Origin of the sequence: Flavobacterium arundinis (assembly GCF_038289855.1) — a bacterium.
Lineage (GTDB): Bacteria > Bacteroidota > Bacteroidia > Flavobacteriales > Flavobacteriaceae > Flavobacterium > Flavobacterium arundinis.
Genome location: NZ_JBBYHR010000003.1, coordinates 179,582 through 197,846, shown reverse-complemented (window position 1 = coordinate 197,846; position 18,265 = coordinate 179,582). Strand labels below are relative to the sequence as shown.

The 18,265-nt window shown below is 41.7% G+C and carries 18 protein-coding genes and 1 tRNA gene; 14 read left to right on the top strand and 5 right to left on the bottom strand.

The window, feature by feature from the left end; all coding sequences use genetic code 11:
- Window positions 1–3 precede the first annotated feature (3 nt).
- The 4 genes from AAEO56_RS06495 to AAEO56_RS06480 all read left to right on the top strand — a co-directional run bounded on the left by AAEO56_RS06495 (window position 4) and on the right by AAEO56_RS06480 (window position 4,141).
- Window positions 4–1,767, top strand: coding sequence for a PspC domain-containing protein (locus AAEO56_RS06495; RefSeq protein ID WP_341696223.1), 1,764 nt, complete (start codon window positions 4–6; stop codon window positions 1,765–1,767).
- A gap of 17 nt (window positions 1,768–1,784) precedes the next feature.
- Window positions 1,785–2,522 (top strand): head GIN domain-containing protein, encoded by a 738-nt coding sequence (locus AAEO56_RS06490; protein ID WP_341696222.1) that lies wholly within the window; start codon window positions 1,785–1,787, stop codon window positions 2,520–2,522.
- 74 nt (window positions 2,523–2,596) lie between these two features.
- Window positions 2,597–3,088: a nuclear transport factor 2 family protein gene (locus tag AAEO56_RS06485; RefSeq protein ID WP_341696221.1), complete on the top strand. Its 492-nt coding sequence runs from the start codon at window positions 2,597–2,599 to the stop codon at window positions 3,086–3,088.
- A gap of 219 nt (window positions 3,089–3,307) precedes the next feature.
- Complete coding sequence (locus AAEO56_RS06480; RefSeq protein WP_341696220.1) at window positions 3,308–4,141, top strand: GIN domain-containing protein; 834 nt, start codon at window positions 3,308–3,310, stop codon at window positions 4,139–4,141.
- 366 nt (window positions 4,142–4,507) lie between these two features.
- Here the strand turns inward: AAEO56_RS06480 and trxB are convergent, their stop codons facing one another.
- A complete protein-coding gene (trxB, locus tag AAEO56_RS06475; RefSeq protein ID WP_341696219.1) occupies window positions 4,508–5,461 on the bottom strand; it encodes a thioredoxin-disulfide reductase in 954 nt (317 codons plus the stop codon).
- Window positions 5,462–5,797: 336 nt separating this feature from the next.
- Here trxB and AAEO56_RS06470 point away from each other — a divergent pair, with 336 nt between their 5' ends.
- The 4 genes from AAEO56_RS06470 (at window position 5,798) to AAEO56_RS06455 (ending at window position 8,739) form a co-directional block, all read left to right on the top strand.
- The gene (locus AAEO56_RS06470; protein ID WP_341696218.1) at window positions 5,798–6,001 is read left to right on the top strand and encodes a hypothetical protein; all 204 of its coding nucleotides are present in this window, start codon (window positions 5,798–5,800) and stop codon (window positions 5,999–6,001) included.
- 74 nt (window positions 6,002–6,075) lie between these two features.
- Window positions 6,076–6,150 (top strand) — tRNA-Pro (locus tag AAEO56_RS06465).
- Window positions 6,151–6,450: 300 nt separating this feature from the next.
- The gene (locus AAEO56_RS06460; protein WP_341696217.1) at window positions 6,451–7,710 is read left to right on the top strand and encodes a site-specific integrase; all 1,260 of its coding nucleotides are present in this window, start codon (window positions 6,451–6,453) and stop codon (window positions 7,708–7,710) included.
- Window positions 7,711–7,719: 9 nt separating this feature from the next.
- Window positions 7,720–8,739, top strand: coding sequence for a PDDEXK nuclease domain-containing protein (locus tag AAEO56_RS06455; RefSeq protein WP_341696216.1), 1,020 nt, complete (start codon window positions 7,720–7,722; stop codon window positions 8,737–8,739).
- Between the two features lie 159 nt (window positions 8,740–8,898).
- Here AAEO56_RS06455 and AAEO56_RS06450 read toward each other — a convergent pair whose 3' ends face one another.
- The 4 genes from AAEO56_RS06450 to AAEO56_RS06435 are packed head-to-tail and all read right to left on the bottom strand — an operon-like array spanning window position 8,899 to window position 15,057.
- Complete coding sequence (locus AAEO56_RS06450; RefSeq protein WP_341696215.1) at window positions 8,899–9,864, bottom strand: hypothetical protein; 966 nt, start codon at window positions 9,862–9,864, stop codon at window positions 8,899–8,901.
- Window positions 9,861–13,094, bottom strand: coding sequence for a DNA repair protein Rad50 (locus tag AAEO56_RS06445; protein ID WP_341696214.1), 3,234 nt, complete (start codon window positions 13,092–13,094; stop codon window positions 9,861–9,863). Before AAEO56_RS06445 ends, AAEO56_RS06450 begins: the two co-directional genes overlap by 4 nt.
- A complete protein-coding gene (locus tag AAEO56_RS06440; RefSeq protein ID WP_341696213.1) occupies window positions 13,091–13,738 on the bottom strand; it encodes a condensin complex protein MksE in 648 nt (215 codons plus the stop codon). Before AAEO56_RS06440 ends, AAEO56_RS06445 begins: the two co-directional genes overlap by 4 nt.
- Window positions 13,708–15,057, bottom strand: coding sequence for a hypothetical protein (locus AAEO56_RS06435; protein WP_341696212.1), 1,350 nt, complete (start codon window positions 15,055–15,057; stop codon window positions 13,708–13,710). The genes AAEO56_RS06440 and AAEO56_RS06435 overlap by 31 nt, the downstream gene beginning before the upstream one ends.
- Window positions 15,058–15,472: 415 nt before the next feature.
- Here AAEO56_RS06435 and AAEO56_RS06430 point away from each other — a divergent pair, with 415 nt between their 5' ends.
- From AAEO56_RS06430 to AAEO56_RS06405, 6 genes are read left to right on the top strand one after another with little or no spacing between them, the layout of a single operon-like run.
- The gene (locus tag AAEO56_RS06430; protein WP_341696211.1) at window positions 15,473–15,922 is read left to right on the top strand and encodes a single-stranded DNA-binding protein; all 450 of its coding nucleotides are present in this window, start codon (window positions 15,473–15,475) and stop codon (window positions 15,920–15,922) included.
- A gap of 28 nt (window positions 15,923–15,950) precedes the next feature.
- On the top strand, window positions 15,951–16,994 hold the full coding sequence (locus tag AAEO56_RS06425) for a DUF932 domain-containing protein (protein ID WP_341696210.1): 1,044 nt from the start codon (window positions 15,951–15,953) through the stop codon (window positions 16,992–16,994).
- 48 nt (window positions 16,995–17,042) lie between these two features.
- Window positions 17,043–17,231: a hypothetical protein gene (locus tag AAEO56_RS06420; RefSeq protein WP_341696209.1), complete on the top strand. Its 189-nt coding sequence runs from the start codon at window positions 17,043–17,045 to the stop codon at window positions 17,229–17,231.
- A gap of 6 nt (window positions 17,232–17,237) precedes the next feature.
- On the top strand, window positions 17,238–17,885 hold the full coding sequence (locus AAEO56_RS06415; RefSeq protein ID WP_341696208.1) for a prtrc system protein e: 648 nt from the start codon (window positions 17,238–17,240) through the stop codon (window positions 17,883–17,885).
- Window positions 17,830–18,048 carry a PRTRC system protein C gene (locus AAEO56_RS06410; RefSeq protein WP_341696207.1) on the top strand — a complete coding sequence of 73 codons (219 nt, stop codon included), beginning with the start codon at window positions 17,830–17,832 and terminating at the stop codon, window positions 18,046–18,048. The genes AAEO56_RS06415 and AAEO56_RS06410 overlap by 56 nt, the downstream gene beginning before the upstream one ends.
- A 22-nt stretch (window positions 18,049–18,070) precedes the next feature.
- On the top strand, window positions 18,071–18,244 hold the full coding sequence (locus tag AAEO56_RS06405; protein WP_341696206.1) for a hypothetical protein: 174 nt from the start codon (window positions 18,071–18,073) through the stop codon (window positions 18,242–18,244).
- The last annotated feature ends 21 nt before the right edge of the window (window positions 18,245–18,265 follow it).

The window sequence follows — 18,265 nt, the reverse complement described above, 5'->3', positions numbered from 1 at the left end:
GTCATGAACAAAACAGTAAGTATAAATTTAGGAGGCCTTTTCTTTCACATCGATGAAGATGCCTATCAAAAGCTGAATCGCTACTTTGATGCTATAAGGAGTTCGCTTTCGGCCGATGGCAGGGACGAGATCATGAGTGATATTGAAGGCAGGATAGCGGAGCTGCTGACAGAAAAGCTTAAAAATGACAAACAGGTTGTAAGCGTCCGCGAGGTAGAGGAAGTAATTGCGGTGATGGGCCAGCCCGAAGATTACAGAATAGACGACGAGTCTTCCGAAAAAGCAGACAGCGGCTATTCAGCATACAATTACGGTTACTATCCTTTTAAAACCAAAAAGTTTTACAGGGACAGCGACAGGGCCCTGGTAAGCGGTGTGTGTGCCGGTATCGCCCATTATTTCAGGATAGACCCGCTATGGGTACGAATCATCTTTATCATATCGCTGTTCATTACCTTCTTTTCAAGCCTTATCGTATATGTGCTGCTATGGATACTTATCCCGAAAGCCATTACGACCACAGAAAAGCTTGAAATGACCGGCGAGCCTATCAACATCTCCAATATCGAGAAAAAAGTGAAGGAAGAGATCGACCAGGTGAGCGAAAGGCTGAAATCGCTGGACTATGACAAGATGGGCGCCAACGCAAAGTCGGGTGCCGAGAAAATAGGGAGCGGTATAGGCTACGTATTCATGGCACTATTTAAAGGCCTTGCCAAAGTGATAGGGGCCATTATTACAATATGTTCGGCATTGACACTTGGAGGGCTGATCGTGTTTTTCCTGACAACGCTTTTTACAAGCACTATGACCAATACCCCATGGTTTATGGCGCACAATATGCTTAATTACACCGAAACGCCATTTTGGGTAGTGGGACTGTTAGCGCTGTTTACATTCGGCATCCCTGTATTTTTCATGTTCCTGCTTGGGCTTAAGATACTGGTAGAAAACCTGAGGCCTGTAGGCAACATAACACGGTATACGCTTTTGGCAATCTGGATCATATCGCTGTCGGTATCTATATATTTAGGTATAAGACAGGCTACCGAGATTTCCCATGAAGGAAAAACAGTAAAAGAGCTCCCGGTGAATATGGTTGGTGACGACAACACACTGAATGTGAAATTGCGTTACAACTCACTGTACTCTAAAACAGTAGATTATCATACCGACTTTAGTATTATCCAGGATTCAACCGATAACGATATTATCTATTCTACCAATGTTGATATCCATATTATCAAAACCGATAAGGAAAAGCCTTTTATCCAGGTAGAAAAGCTTGCGGAAGGAAGTTCTACCTCTGAAGCGAGAAAAAGGGCAGAAAAAATAAATTATAGTTTTGAATTAAACGGAAATGACTTAATTTTAGACAATTACCTTACGACCGACCTTACCAGCAAATACAGGATGCAGCGCGTAGAAGTATATGTGTATATTCCTGAAGGAATGCTGCTGCAACTGGACCGGAACACTAGGGATTATATACGCTCTGATTATTCTGACCTTTTTGTACAGTGGAGCGACAAGAACCAGCTGTACCTACTGGAAGGCGATGAGCTGAAGTGCCTTGACTGCGAGAGTGAAGATAATATAGGAGTGGAAGCAGTGGAACCAGTAGAACCAGATGTGGATGATGTGGAGAATTTGCACATAGAGTTCGATTCGGATGACACTATACATACTACAAATAACAATGTTGATGTTGAAATGAGCGCCAACAAGGATGGCTTTAAAATAAAAACAACAACTAAGCGAAACTAACATAATACTCTATCACCATGATTAAAGTTATCACCCATGTAGCCAAAGCAATTGTAGCCGTTGCGGCAGCGCTGCTGTTCTTTTCCTGCGGCATTGATGTCAATTTCAAACAAATGGACGGCAGCGGTAATGTTGTTACCAAAGAGCGTAAGCTGACCGGCGACTATAAAGCCATCTCTGTGGCCAGGGGGCTTGAAGTGGTTATTGAGCAGGGCAGCAACTATGCGGTAATTGTAGAAGCCGACGACAACCTGCAGGATCATATCACGACAGAAGTAAGCAACGGCGAACTGAAAATTTCTGCCGATGTGAATATACGCAACGCGACTTCAAAAAAAGTGATCGTAAAACTGCCACATATTGAAAGTATTGAAGCCAGCAGCGGTTCAAGCATAACCAGCAGAAACACGCTAAAAAGTGAATCCATTGATCTTTCGTCAGGCAGCGGCAGTTCACTTGATGTGACTATCGAGGCAAAAGACAGCAGCTGCGAATCGGGCAGCGGCAGCACACTGACACTTGCCGGAAAGGTTGATAACCTGCAAACAGAATCTTCAAGTGGAAGTTCTTTAAACGCAAGGAAACTTACCGCCAAAAAGGTGATTGCAGAGGCATCGAGCGGCAGTACGAGCACCGTAAATGCCGTGGAATCGCTTTCTGCGCAAGCCTCGAGTGGCGCTAGTATCAATTATGTATCCACTCCTGCAAATCTTACCAAGAAAGCTTCTTCAGGCGGATCTGTAGGACAGGAATAAATAAATAAATATAAAATGCCCGGGCAACAACGGGCATTTGCTTTTTCAATCATCATCAATCAAAAAACAAAACCATGAAACAATTATTCCTGGCTGTAATGCTATGCCTTTCGGGCATTGGCTATTGCCAGCAAAAAGAAGCAGGTTATCCCACTTCGCAAAAGGAACTGGAGCAAACAATAATAGCACTGGATGCTGCGGCTTTTGACGCATACAACAACTGTGATCTGGAAAAATCCAGGACATTTTTTACAGAAGATGTTGAGTTTTATCATGACAAAGGCGGCTTTATGAAGGGCGTTGATAAGCTCATGGAATCGACGAAGAAAAACATTTGCGGTAATCCTAAGCAAAAAATAAGGCGCGAGGCAGTGACCGATACCTTTAAAGTGTACCCGCTTGATGGCTATGGAGCCATACTTACCGGAGATCACCTTTTTTACATCACCGAAAATGGCAAAGAGCGCCTTACGGGAAAAGCGAAATTTACCCATGTGTGGCTGCTGAAAGACGGCAAGTGGAAAATGGCCAGAGTACTTAGCTACGACCATCAGGGCGCACAATAACTTCTGATTTTTTTTATTGAAAACCTTTCCCTTATTGCCATTTGGGAAGGGTTTTTCTGTTTATATAGCTCTAACTAGTCCGTGTGTCAATTTCTTTGATTGGTTATGCTAAACTTCATTGCCAATTATTTAGAGCCAATTCAATTTGCAGGACGAAACCTAAGCCTGCAAGGCTGTTTTTTATATATTTGCCTCAACCAATAAATGTCAGGACTACAAATGAAAAAATTTCTTCCTGTGGTAATAGCGCTGCTTTTTACCACATTCGCATTCGCGCAGAAAAGAGAGAAAATAAAAGGCTCTAAAACTGTAACCGTAACCCAGAAAGAAATCCAGGGCTTTGAAAACCTTGAGGTAGAAGACAACCTTGAAGTGTTCCTTGTAAAAGGCGATACCCAGGCACTGGAGATAGAAGCCGATGATAATCTGCATGAGGCTGTAATGGCCGAAGTAAATGGCAACACGCTTCGCATCTATACTTCAAAAGAAATAACAGGCGCTAAAAAACTCAGCGTAAGGGTTATTTATACTGACAACCTCAAAACAATTACAGCCAAACACGAAACCGTACTCAATGCGCTGACCGACCTTGAAGTACCTTCTATACTTATAAAAACGCAGGACTTTTCCAAATGCTTTCTTAATGTGAAAGCAGGCAGTTTTACGCTGCAAATGAATGACAAGACCAAAGGCGAACTGAACCTTAAGGCCGAAAACGCTGTAATTGAGCTTAGCAAGAATGCGGAGCTAAAAGCGCTTATTGCCAGCCCGGCGCTCAAGTTTGACATGTACCAAAAAACGAAAGCTGTTATAGAAGGCGATGCGGCTGCAGTGCAGTTGCGGCTTGATAATAACGCCTCATTTACAGGAAAAAAATTCACCGCAAAAACCATGGAGCTTACCGCGGAAGGCTATACCACCTGTAATGTAATGGTTACAGACCTTGTGACTATTTCCGCCTCCGGAAAATCGGAAGTTGAATTGTTCGGCAAGCCAAAAGTGGCAGTAACGAATTTTGCAGACAGCGCGATTATTTATAAGAAAGAACAATAGGAGTTTTCAGTCGCAGTCGCAGTTTTCAGTAAAGAGACCTTGACAAGTTTTAACACATATGTGTTAGGAAAGGTTATGATAATTCACATGTCACTCCTCCGGAGTTCTAAGTCACTTGTGCTTAATATCTCTATAAACATACCGACCCGCTGGGACTGACACCGATGAGTCCCGGAGGGAAGGAATATTTATAGCAAAAAATCTGAGAGAAACCTACTTGAGCTCCAGAGGAGCGACATATAAATATTAACAATAAGTCTTATTACATATAAAAATCAAATAAAAAAGCAGTACACTCTAAAATGTACTGCTTTTTCTATTTTATACCCATGCAGCTGAAAACTGCGACTTCGACTGAAAACTTAATTAATGGCTCTCCAAAGTCGATAAGTAGCGCTCAGCATCCAGCGCTGCCATACATCCCGAACCTGCAGCGGTAATGGCCTGGCGGTAGTCTTTGTCCTGTACATCGCCGGAAGCGAACACACCCGGGATATTGGTTTTAGCAGACTTGCCCTGGGTAATCAGGTAGCCGGTCTCATCCATATCCAACTGGCCTTTAAAGATGTCTGTATTTGGCTTGTGCCCAATAGCAATGAACAATCCTGTAATGGCTATTTCCTGTTTTTCGCCGGTAACGTTATTTACTATCCTGAGGCCTTCTACCACCTGGTCGCCGATAACCTCATCCACCTCGCTGTTGTAAAGGACTTTTAGGTTTGATGTGTTTTCAACGCGGTGCTGCATCGCTTTAGACGCCCTCATGAAATCCTTACGCACAAGCATGGTAACGCTTTTACAGATATTGGAAAGGTAGGTAGCTTCTTCGGCGGCGGTATCCCCTGCCCCTACGATCGCTACATCCTGGTTGCGGTAAAAGAAACCATCGCACACGGCACACGCCGAAACACCACCGCCCCTAAGGCGCTGCTCACTTGGCAGCCCAAGGTATTTGGCCGTCGCCCCGGTAGATATGATTATAGTATGTGCATGCACTTCTTTATTGCTATCGATAATGACTTTGTGCCATCCGCCGGGTTCTTTGCTAAATTCAACTGCGGTAGCCATACCGATGCGCACCTGTGTACCAAAACGCTCTGCCTGCTGCTGCAATTGAACCATCATGGTAGGTCCGTCGATGCCTTCAGGATAGCCCGGAAAGTTATCAACTTCGGTAGTGGTGGTAAGCTGGCCGCCCGGCTCCATACCGGTATATAATACTGGATTCATATCGGCTCTGGCGGCATAAATTGCTGCTGTGTAGCCCGCAGGCCCCGAACCAATAATAAGGCATTTTATCTTTTCTATTGTATCTGACATGATTATATTGTGGTGATTAAAATGGTACGCAAATGTAAGGTTAAATTAAAAAACTTACTACACTTCGGCATCAGTTTTACCTATCGTGAAATAAATTTCACAAATCTGCTCCCAGCGTAAAATTATATCCATCAGCTATACCTGCGCACATAGAACGATGGCTTATACCGGTTAGCTAAGCCTTACTATCTATTGTAAAGAAAAGGTTTCCCAAAAATCCGCCTATGTTATATTTTTCTTATAATGTGCTAAAGTTTTATTAAGCCGTTTCCTCACAAAAAAACCTATTGCTAATTTTAGTGAAATTATTCAACCTAACAACTAAAATATAAAGCTATGTACATCTCTATTTTCAGGACACTTTACAAAAATGTTACCGACAACGAAAGGATCGAACGTTTACTAATGCGCAACAATATCGCATTCGAGAAAACATTAAACGAAAAAGGCTCACGTTACAAAATAGCCTACGACAATGAAGAAACCCTGACAACGTTCAGGAAAAATCTAAGGACTATGTACCCACAGATTTGTTTGTAATAAAAATAAACGGACTTATACTTTGACAAATCAATTTTAGTAGTATATTTGCATCCTCGAATTGAGACAATATTCGGGGTGTAGCGTAGCCCGGTCATCGCGCCTGGTTTGGGACCAGGAGGTCGCAGGTTCGAATCCTGCCACCCCGACTTTGAAGTCTTTCTTTGGCTTCTGTTGGCCCGCAAATACTCAGTATTTGCGGGCTTTTTCGTTTTATACCTTGAAGTGAAAACGGCAATTATATCAATATTTTTGTGAGTAATTAGGTGAGTAAATTTCAATGCGAAAAAATTTACTCACAAAAACAGGGTTAAAAAATTGAATAACAGTTTGTTACGGTGTTTTTTTAACATTTATTACTGCCAAATGTAGCCTCTTGAAGCCGCTCACGATTCGCAAGCATTTTGAATCGGTACTTAATGTCATGTTTAATTTAAACCACATTTGGTATGAAGAGCACAAACACCTTTGGCATCCAGTTCATCATCAGGGTTCCAAAAAATGAAAAAACAACAGAGGCAGCTGTCTATGCGCGAATTACAGTAAACGGGCGAAGGTCCGAAGTTTCATTGAAGAAGAAGATTGACCCAAAATTCTGGGACGAAGCCAAAGGGCGCGCTAAAGGAAAAAGGGATGAAAGCGCCGGCCTTAACAACTACATCGAGCGTATTAGGAGTATAATAGCCGATGGCTACCATAACCTTATACAGGAAAGAAAGCCAATTAATGTTGATAGCGTCAAAGCGCTGTTTACTGGTCAGGACGAAGATGCTATAACAATCAAAAAGCTTTTTGAATACCATAACCAGGAGGCAGCTTACAAACTTGCACCGGGTACCATGAAGAATTACGGCACGACCCAACGCTATATCGGCAAGTTCCTGCGGGACAAATACCACCGGCATGATATACTGCTCTCAGAGCTTACCTACCGTTTTTTGTTGGATTTTGAAAGCTATCTCCGGTCATACGTGCCAAAAGACCACCAGCAGCGGCTGCACAACAATGGCATTATGAAGCATATTGAAAGGCTTCGTAAAATGGTGAACCTGGCTATTAAATTGGATTGGCTTGAAAAAGACCCTTTTGCCCATTTTAAAAAGCATTTCGACAAAGTAGAGCGCCAGTGCCTGACCGCTGAAGAACTCTCGCTGTTGGAAAAAAAGGTATTTAAAATTGAAAGGCTGAAAAACGTAAGGGACATGTTTCTGTTCTGCTGCTATACCGGGCTGGCCTTTATAGACCTCGTCGGCCTGACCCCTGATAATATCGTTACGGGTATTGATGGCGGCTTGTGGCTCTACACGAGCCGTGCTAAAACTGATACCAGCGTTCGTGTACCGATTTTACCGCAGGCAAGACGGATCATGGAGCAATACAAGGATAACCATAAAGCTCAATCTAGCGGAACAGTTTTTCCTGTGCTTTCCAATCAAAGGATGAACGGGTATCTTAAAGAGATTGCCGACCTATGCAGCATTTCCAAAAAATTGACCTTCCATATCGCGAGGCATACTTTTGCTACAACGGTGACACTCAGCAATGGCGTACCGATTGAAAGCGTATCAAGGATGCTTGGGCATACCAGCATAAGGACAACACAGATATACGCAAAGGTCCTTGAGAAGAAAGTCAGCGAGGACATGGGCAGGCTGAAAGAGCGCCTATGTGGAAATGAAGCCGATAATTTTGCTATTGCCAAATCTTAATTCAGAGCCATGGAACCAACACGAACAAATGAGTTGGCGCAGAGGATATCTCTGCTGCTTACTGAAGCAAGGGGCAGGATTGTCCAGTCGGTAAACCATACTATGGTAATGACGTATTACGAGATTGGGCGAATGATAATCCATGAAGAGCAGAACGGAAATGAACGGGCCGATTACGGAAAGCAGCTGACAAAAATGCTGTCAATAAAGTTAACGGCAGATTTTGGAAAAGGTTTTTCACAGCGAAATCTTGAGCAGATGCGGCAGTTTTACCTTGTATACTCAAAAGCGCAGACACTGTCTGCGGAATTTGAGGACGATAACAAAGTCGTCAAAAAATTCCAGTTAAGCTGGTCTCATTATCTCAAACTAATGCGTATCGAAGATGTAGACGAAAGAAACTTTTACGAAATTGAATCATATAAGAATAACTGGAGCCTTCGGGAAATGGAAAGGCAGTATAATACGGCACTTTTTACACGTCTGTCACTAAGCAGAGATGGATTGCAGGTTCGAAGGCTAGCCAAAGAGGGCCAACTATTGCAAAAGCCTCAGGATGCTATTAAGGATCCTTACATCTTAGAATTTATAGGGTTACCAGAGCAGTCTATGTATTCTGAAAGCGAATTGGAGCAGAAGCTTATTGAGAAACTGGAACATTTTATGCTGGAACTGGGCAACGGGTTTACCTTTGTCGCTAGGCAACAGCGTATTAGTTTCGATGAGAAGCATTTTCGTATCGACTTGGTCTTTTACAACCGCATTTTACGTTGCTTTGTACTTATCGACTTAAAGATTGGGGAACTTAAGCATCAGGATATCGGGCAAATGCAGATGTATGTCAATTACTATGACAGGAAGATGCGGCTTCCTGATGAGAATAAGACGATAGGTATCATTCTTTGTCAGGATAAAAGTGAAGCGGTTGTGGAGTTTACGCTGCCTGAAAATAATCAGCAGATTTTTGCAAGTAAGTATATGACGGTATTACCAAGTAAAGAAAGTTTAGTGAAACTTATAAAAGATTAATGAAAGCCAAAATCAGTGCGTTACGACCGTTTAACCTGCTATCCTAGGACTATAAATCCTAATAGTCAGTCTAATTAGACGGGATTATTAGGATTTATGGTTAATTGAATATTGTAGTTTACATATATTTAAATTATCTATTTCTTGCTATACAGCAATTCAAGCAGAATCTTGATTTAGAAAATTCCTGTTTTTTAAAACCTCAACCAAATCAATATTTTGTTCTTCAACCCAAATGTCATTACTGATTAGCTTCTCAATAAAAATTATTTGCTCTGCATGAAAATCTTTCTTAAGTAAACCGGAAAAAGGTTTTGTCTTCCATTTACTTTTATGATGCTTTACGCCAACTGGTAGTGTTTTTATATCATGAGGAGGAGTAATTAGGGTCAATGGAGCGCCTTTCTCTTCAATAATCTTTTTTACCCTGCTATAGATAGAAAGACCCGCGTAGTCCCAATCACATAGGTAGAAAATTGGCAACTGCAATTTTTCTTGCGAAATATTAAGTAGTGGCGCCGTATTATTACCCCCCACGTACCACAACTCTATATTGTTATCTTTATACTCCATTGGAACTTTCAGGCAATCGAGATTTTCGCACAAAACAATAACGACTGGATTTTGGCAATCTACAACAAGTCTCCACTGGTTATTTTTAGGTTCTTTATCAGGGAATGAAGCAACTCCTAAGATATCGAGCATCGCATCCCGGAGGCTCGGCTTATTAGATAAATATTTTGAATTCTGATTCTTGAATACAAATGCCGAAAAACGTGTTTCTGTAGTAAGTTTGCCTCTTAATTCATCCCTGTTGTAGTAAACAAACATAAGCCCTTTAAGATCCTCCTCAGTAAAGGCTTTTCTGGCATTATTCTCAAGGCCGGATTCGTTGAAAAAATTGCTGTAATATGCATAATACGAATGGAATTCTTTTTCGTAAACCGCCTTGTATTTTGGTGTGATGACCAAAATATCACGGCTGCCCACCTTGAATTTCACTAGTTTCCGTTGCTTCATAACAACCTGTTTGACAAAGCTATTTGTATGTATCTTAAGCCTGGTTTGCCCGGTAAGGTACAATTCATGAAGCCCTATTAGATGACGCCACTCGATTCCTTTCATAAGTATACGTTAGTCTGTCCGAAAATCGGAATCGGATCGTAGTTAATATTTGTGTTCTCTTTACTGTTTTGCAGCAGGTAAATGTATTGGTTAGTAAGATCGACTTTATTAGGATTGATAGACAATGAGAGTATTTGATAATCATTATCCAGTGCAATCTTATATAACATATCGAAATTGCTTCCCAACCCCTCCGCCTCGTCAATAGCCATGAATCGAATTGCACCTTTATCTTTCCCTTTATTTTGTGAAGAATCGATCAGTCGGAGTTTTGCCATGCAGAGCAATGCTATCGCCGAATATGCCTGGCTTGTGCTACCGTCATTTTTAACCCCATCTTTATTCCGTATTGCAAATTTCAGGCTGTAATAGGATTTGGGGTTAAGGAGCTCTTCAACTTTCGGTCTTAACAGCCTTGACCCACCTGATTTATAAAAAGACTCTCGTAATTTCTCTTGTAATGTAGGGTACTTTTCCAGGTCGTTTGATAGTATTTTTAGTGATTCAAATAGACTGTCCTCCCCCCCGAGTTCAAGGTCTTTTCCAATACTGTCTAGGAAGGCAGACATCCATTCATGATTAAATAATGGCGGTTGAAAATCCAATACAACCTTCAGGTCCCCGGTAATTATCTTATCTTCTTCGCTTAAGAACCTACGAATAAAATTCACATTGTAAATCTGGTCGCTCACTTCCTGTTGTACTTTTTCAATAATATCCTGTAGTTTAAGTAACTTTCTATGGTTTAGCTTTTTATTTTTGAGGTTAATCTCACGCAGATACAAATCAATCTTTTCTATAATTTCATTTTCGAGGGTTGTTTCATTAAATATTTCTGAAGGGAGTATTTCATGGCACAGTCCTTGGAAATCGCCCGTATTCTCATATCTCTTTGCTTTTTCTTTGAGGAAGGTATTGCACAAAGTATTGTACTTAATGATATAACGTTGCAGCACATTTGCATAATCTTCCTCCAATTTTTTTACCCTTTCCCGGCTAGGAAGTATTGTTTCAATTTGGGAATCCAGCCATTCAGGGTTTTGTGTATAAATAGTATTCCGTTGTAATTGTGTATTTTCAAGTTCTTTGTCAAGCTCTAAAATATGATCCGTAATCCCAATATAATTTATTTGTGTGGCATAAATCTCCTCAAAGGCTGCGTAATAATCTAACGCAGCATCCAGCACCGTAAGTACTTCTTCAAAAATGTTATCACTGGTTGCTCCAGTCTTAAATTTTAATTTAAGTCTATTAATATCCTGACTCTCCAAAACAGTTTTGAAATTTGAAAAGCGCCTTTCAAGGTTATCTTGTAATGTATTCAAAATGCTCCTGCTCTTATCAAGCTTGTCAAAGTTTTGCTGGCTTTCCGTAAATCTTTCAACAATATTCAAACGGTCTGCATAAGACTCCCGGAATAATTTGAATTCATTAAATTCCATATTATGCAACGGCAATAATTCAAGTTGATCCGATAACTGTATATCCGCGAGCCACGCTTCAATAAAGGTATCCACGTTATCGAATTCGCTAAACACATCCTGCATTTTCATTATCGCTTTTTGAGCTTTTTCCAGAGAATCTAATTCCATTTTCAAAGACACGGACTGATTTTCAAAGTATAACCTTATGGCATCTGTACCCTTATCAAATATAGCATCAAAATTACCGTTGACATGTTCCATTACACCCCCTAAATTCAACCAGTACCCCGATTCCGAAAAGCCTGATAGCTGCAGGCCTTCAATTAATTTCAAAGGATCGGGGATATATTTTATTGCCTCCTCAGCAGGTACGGTAGTTTTATAGTTTAAATCATGGAACTTCCGGATTACACCTTCCTGTTCTTTTGTAAGATGTTGATCGAGACTTAGCGCCCATTTGGCCAGGGAATCCGGCTCGTTGATATTATTAAGGCTTAACAGCTTTCGCTTGAACGCTATTTCAGCCTCATTCGATTTTAAAATTTCAGCGAGCTGCCCGGCAGCATTCCTGCTTTCAATTTTTTCAACTATGCGGATATCCGCATTGTGCAATTCACATTTTTCCTTAAGCTGCCTTCTCTTTTCAAGCCTTGTTTTTGATTGCTGGTGCGCATGGTAAATCGCTTCAAGCCCTTCTTCAGAAACTTGGAGGCTTAGGAGCCAGTTACTGAATTCCTGCTGGCGTTCATACTTCTTTTTCCATTCATTACGAACTTCAAATGCAGATGACCACTCGATATTCAACAGTACAAGTTCGCCTTCAATATTTTCCCTTTTCCTACTCATTTCATCCTTTAAGTTCGGAAGCAAAAGGGTTGCCTGCTCGTAATGACCTAAACTTTTTGATATTTCAGATTTCAATTTATCAATCTCCGAATTGTATAGGATATAGGCATTATTAATGTAATGCTTTTGGCTCTCTTCAGATAATTTCTTTAGTTCCAGCAACTCACTCAGGCTGAGTTGCCTTAATTTTAACTCCGCAATTTGATCGCGGTTATGTTCGAATTGTTTGAAATCTTCTGATAATTCATCTATCGCAGCAAAAAATTGTGCAACTAATTCTTTCTCTTTATCATCTCCAAAAAGAAATGATTGTAGTTTTTCACTTTTATTAATATCCAGTGATTCCCTCGAAAATGCCTGTATTATCTTTGCGTAGTTTTCAAGGGTTTTATAATTTACGGAAAGGTCGATAGGGAGAATATCATTATCATATAAAATTTTATGATATGGCGCCGTCTTGTCCCAAGATTCGCAGACGAGGCCATGGCCATCTAACAGGTAGTTTTTAAGGTCGGCAATGGGCAATATCATATTATCTTTTATAAAGTCATCAACTCCCAGCTTTACGCTAAACGTATTTAGGATAGCGCCCTGATCAAAGTTGTATCCATCCTGTATTATAAACATATTTGAGGCCCCTGAACTTTCGAGATAAATGCCAATTACGACATATTGCTCTTTGCTTTTTTCAATGTTCAAAAAGGCATATCCAACATCTGTACCGCCGCCTTCGCTTCTTAGCACAAGTGTACCTGGCTGCCTTGGTCCAGTACCCTTCGTGGGGGAATGAAAAGCCTTTGCCCCGACACAAATCAATTGCAGTAAATCCCCAATCATGCTTTTACCTGCCCCGCCCTCACCAACGAAATCGGTACGGAATGGACTAAATTCATAATCAAAACCCTGATGGCGAACAATGTTTAAAGTTGATAGCCTGGCTATCCTTGGATATTTCTTCATTGCAATTTTTTTAGAGTGTCGTCAATATTCAGGATGTATTCCTCATAAACTTTAAGAAGCCTCTTAAATGCAGGAAGTGGGCTAAAATCATCTTTATTTAGTGATATCCACGCGATCTTCCTAAATTCTTCAAGTGCGGATTGTATGGTATTGTCCAAGGAGGCATCATTTATATTACTTGGGCTTGTATTTTTGGATTTTGCAATAAGCCGATATAACCCTGGCTTATAATCTTCATAATCAATTCTTATTTTATCCTTTAGCTTTTGTACCGAATCAAGTTCAATATCCCAGTCAATGTAAATGATTTTATAGATTATGAAACCGATAAGGACAAATTCGCTCTTCATGATATGCCTATGACGGTCGGAAATGTTACCGCGGTCACTGCCATAAAAGTCCAAATAGTAATAGGCATTTGGATCCTCGCCATCCCGAACCAAGTTTACATTGAAGAATTTCTGATAATATAAAGTTAGACTTTCTTCATTAGCCTCAATAAAATTAAATTGCCTGACCTGCTTTCCTTCCTTTTGGAAATGTACACCATCTTTCAAGGCATAATCAAGATTTGCAAAAATTTCTTCCGCTGTCTCATGGAATAAAAAAGATGCTACTGTAATTTTCTGACTTCCATTTTCCATAAAGTTATGTGCTTAAATTCGTTATCGGTATACAATTCCCTAGCTGTCTCAAGTTGCATTGACGGCATCCTGGATATCTGCTTTATCGTGTTAAACAAAACTGTTACGGCTAGGGATGAATTGGTTTGCCTTGCAATAGAAAAAAAAGTTTCAGAGAGGTTTATGTAATTCCTAAGGTTTATCTCCGATAGGATATAATGCTGCCATTTCTGCGCGGTGTCAATGTCCTTAAGGAATGTAATTGCCTTTTTCCTGTTGCCCTCGATTTCGGCATTGTTCTGAATGTAGTGTTTTCTCTGTTTGGGCTTAGCGGGAAATAGTTCCTTATCCTTACTTATAATGGTAAAATTGGGAGTTGAATAACGTAACGTGGGACATACGATGCCATCAGGAAAAATTATCGTTTTTTGGGCATCAACATATTCTATTACAGATTTTTCCAAGAGGTATGTAATAAACCGTTCAACCTTAGCATTGAAAGCAGGCTTATTCAGCGATGAAAAAAGCTGCCGGATCTTTGGTTGGATGCGGTCAAGTTTCTTATCAATGGAATTAAGCCGGTCATTAATGTACCTTATGAAAAATAGCACCTCCCTGATAAGCTTCCCAATCTCTGCGTTCCCAGTATTTTTACCGTTAAGTATCTCCCGGATCATCCTCGTTTCAGCGTAGGCCGACCTCAATTCCCTAACATGGCTTTGCGATAAGCTCAAGCTTTCGTTGGTAGTAATCAAAATATTAATAAAACTACCCTTTTCAATAACTGTTCGCTGTTTTAGCTGATCAAGCGCATTAACAATCTGACGGTCAAGAAAGTCAATCTGTTCCCGAAGGTCCGGTTCATATTTATTAAACTCATCTGTCAACCAAAAGATAAGGTCTTCGTCTGTTTGTTTACTTCGAAGAGAATTGGTAAGTAGCGTGCATATCTTTTGAATTCTTGTCGGATTAAAAGCCCCTTTCAATGTATTTTTTGCGTGTTCACAAAACTTATAAGCATAGTCCTTAAAAAAATATTTTTGCGATTGCTGGTCATAATCCAAAAAATATTCTTGCAGGTCCATTATATGGGCACTGTAAAGCTCTTTTGGATAACGGTCATTTGTCCTGCATACTTTCGCAAACGCATCATGTAAATCCGCTTCTGTAAATTTTTGGTTTTCATAGAAATCATTTTTAATCCCCTCATAAATTTCGATTATAGCCATACCAACGTCCTTTGGAGGAAAAAGCAGCTTGTATGTTTTATCCTCGTTAAGTGTTTTAATAAAATCAAAATTGTCGGTCGGTTCTGTATTCAATTGCGGTGAATTTCTCATAAATATACAAATTCATTAACACATTGTACCTTAAAAATTTTTTGGTCCCATATCAATTATAATATGGTGTAGGATGGAATTTGCCCATCGTAACAATGTTTGAAGTTAGTATTAATTAGTTAAAACTTTTCCCAAGATAAACCGGTAAAAGGCAGCTAATGTATTGCGGGTAAAGCCAGTGGTAAAAGCAAAAGACTACGGCATAATGGTTTTGCTCGCGTACTCACAAACCCACCCCTTGGGACTTATTCCGTTTCCTTTTGTTTTCCCGCTTTACCCGCACTGTATACCTGCTTTCTTTTTCCGGTTTTCTTTTGGGAAAAAGTTATGCGGAGCGCAAGCGAGGCAGGACTGTAACAGATTAGAGGACTGGCAGAAGATACAAAAGGATTGTATCATTTAAACAACAACGATTATGACCATTATCGGAAGAGTGACAAGGGATGCGGAAGTTCGCAACCTGTCAAACAACAAAAGTGTAGTGAGTTTTTCGGTAGCCGTGAACCACGACTACAAAGCGAAAAACGGGGAACGTGTAACCCAAACGGAATTTTTTGACTGTGCCTACTGGTTTTCTACAGGCGTGGCACAATACCTGACCAAAGGCAGCCTTGTTGAACTCGCAGGGCGTGTGTCTGCCCGTGCGTGGATGGGCAACGACGGAGAGCCTAAAGCGGGGCTGAATTTCAACACCACCGACATTAAACTGCACGGGGGCAATAACAAAGCCGAAGCACAGGCAGGACAGCCACAAACTGAAAAACAGTCACAGCCTGTAAACCAAACCGCAGCAAGCGCAGCACCTGTGTACGAAGCCGAAGTACTACCTAATGGTGCAGCCCCTGACGATGACCTCCCATTTTAAAACCGTTTAACCTTTAAATTTTAACATCATGGCACATAATATAAATTTCAATGAGCAGACAGGGCAACACGCCTTTATGAGCGTGAAACAAACCGCTTGGCATGGATTGGGACAGATAGTGGAAAACTACCCTACAAGCCGTGAAGCGATAGCCTTTGCAGGTCTTGACTATGAAGTAACCAAAGCCTCAATTTTTGCACGTGGTGCAGGCGATTTCGACACCTACCCCATACACGACCAGTTCGCCACAATGCGCACCGATACCAAAGCCGTGTTTGGCGTGGTAGGCAAGGACTACCAAATCGTACAAAATAGTGATGCGTTTGCTTTCTTCGATGCCATTGTAGGCGGTGGAGACGGCATATTATATGAGACCGCAGGCGCACTCGGTAACGGGGAACGCATTTTTATTACCGCCAAGCTGCCCGGCTACATCCGTGTGGGCAATGGGGATGATGTAACACAAAAGTATATTTTCCTGACCACTTCCCACGATGGCAGCGGAAGCATAACCGCAGCATTTACGCCTGTGCGTATCGTGTGCCAAAACACGCTTAACGCTGCGCTTCGCAATGCAACCAATGTAGTGCGCATACGCCACACGGCAGGAGCAAAAGAACGTTTGGAACAGGCGCACAAAGTTATGGGCGTTGCCGATACCCTTTCGTTGCAGTTAGAGGGCATCTTTAACCAGTGGGCAAATGTGCGTATTGAAGATAAACAGGTAAAGCAACTGATACAGTTGGCACTCTGCCCCAACAAAGAAACCTACAGCCTTTTAAAGAAAGGGGCTACGGAGGAACTTTCGACCATGTACAAAAATGCCTGTGAGGCTGCCTTTGAGTATGCAATGGCAGATGATACCCAAACGATGGCGACCACTAAAGGCACCTTGTTTGGCGCATATAATGCCGTGACAGGCTACTACCAAAATGTACGCAGCTTCAAGACGGGCGAGGACAAACTCAAGAGCATTTGTTTAGGCGGTACAGCACAAGCACGGGGGCAAAAAGCATTTGACCTGTGCGGGGATTTTGCGAAAAATGGGGCTGTTGCCCTGCAATTCAATTGATAGTTAACCGCTGCACTGCTTAGCGGTGCAGCATAAAATTTTATTGTTATGAGCGTATTAGCACAAACCACAGAACGCAAGGCAGTAACCACCCTAAAGAAAGTACTGCCAATTATGGAAAGGCTTGACTATGTTGCCATGAGCGCAGCCGATGCCTTTGACACCGCAACCGCCCTGAATCTGATTAAAAGGGTAATCGAAAGTAACCCCGAACCGAAACGTAAATCCAAAAAATAAACCGTTATGCCAGTTACAAATTTTTTCGCCCATATCGCAGCCATCCCGTTCGAGGGCTGCCTGAACATTACCGTTAAAAAGGACGGGGAACAACTGACCACCGCTGTACTGCTCCAAAATGACGGTTGCGGGGATGCCGCTAAGAACCATATTCCACCCCTGATACTCAAGGGAAGCGCAAAGGAACTATGTGAGGGCTTCTTTGATGCCATTAGCGCACCTGTTGCCGAGACATCCAAACTGTTCGTGAACATGGAGCAGTACCTTAAAGGGCAGGAAACCGCCAGGAATAATGCAGCGATGGAAAAGAAGAAAACCGAAAAGGCGGACAAAGCCGATAAACCTGACAAGACCACTACTCCCGAAGAAATCAAAGAAATGAAATACAAAGGGATTATGGCGGAAGTAGATAAACTCGAAGCAGCAGGCAAATACAGGGAAGCGTGGATAAAAGTACCACAGGCTTCAGAGTTCCCCGACAAGACCGAGGAAATGCAAAAACGCAGGGCAAGCCTGTCCGCAAAGTTCGACCCCGACCTTTTCGGTGCTACTCCCCCTGAAACAGAAGAAAACAATGTTGAACCTAATACTGATTACGATGCTACAGACGACACTGATGCCGAGGGTATTCCTGATGAAGGAGAAAGGGAATGATATTTCCCTTTCCGACCCTGACCCGAAATGGAGCGTAGAAGCCGTGATGAATTTCTATGCCAACACCTACCCAACACTAACCACCGCCAAGACGGTAGGCCCTGAAATTACCAATGATACGGTTCAGTACCGTTTTGAAACCACGATGGGGACAAAAGGATAATTAAACCCTCATATTATGGATTATGCAAAAGTTAATAGCGGGGCAGTTACAACTACCCCAAAACAAAAGGCAAAAGCTACTGCACAAAAACGCAGGCGAGTTCCTGATAAGCCTGCAGCGCAGGAAAGACACCGCCGAAGTGCTTGCCGACCGCCTGACCTCGACCCCTGCGGGGATGCTGCCTATGGTTTTCTGAAAATCCGCTTTCTGCCCCACT